A 714-nucleotide genomic window follows, 5' to 3' on the forward strand; every position below is an offset into this window, starting at 1 on the left:
TCTCTCGAATGCCCGTAGGCAAACACTATCGGCGCCACCGTATTGATGAGCAGGATGTCAATCGCCGATTGTCCTAACACTTTTTGTCTCTTTTCGCTCACTTGTTTGAAATTGTAATGCGTTTCCCAGTAGGGACTTACGCCGCTTTCAAACAACTTTCGGAGCCCATCGACCAAATGTGTGTCCAGAACTTTGGAAAACAGTGTGGGCGTGTGTTGGATAAATCCGGACAGTTGCACGATTTTGATGTGCGGAAAATTGTTCGGACGCAACCGCATCCGTTTAAATATATCCCCTTCCAATGGTTTCAGGTCATACATTTGTTGCAGATACTGATATTCCGACCTTAAACAATGGTGATATTTGTCGTCAATATCTGTTTCATCCAACAATCCGGCTTGTCCCAAAAACAGCGCCTCAATTTGGAGGCACGAGTGGCTGTGTTTGTTCACGATGTTGAGCGGCAGACTTTTGGCGAGGCGTTCAAAGGCATCGTTGTTGATGCCGAACCCAAAATTGCGTGCCAACGTGATGTAAAAAACCGCGTTCCAGTCGCCCTTGTAGGTCTTTAGCAAGTCCATAATGTTTTGCGTTTTGCGAGTGAGGCGTTCCAAGAGCAGGGCTGTTTTCCAGTCCGACAGAAAAATTTCAGGGATGTTTTTGATTTTATCCAAGCACGGCTGCCGATTGTCCATCTTCACAAACTCCGAATAC

The 714-nt window shown here is 46.2% G+C and carries 1 protein-coding gene; it reads right to left on the reverse strand.

All coding sequences use genetic code 11. The features are described from left to right. Positions 1–714, reverse strand: a 714-nt coding sequence (locus ASC50_RS02535) for a DUF2851 family protein (protein ID WP_158648311.1), incomplete at both ends; no start/stop codon positions are given.

Source organism: Candidatus Symbiothrix dinenymphae, assembly GCF_001431085.1.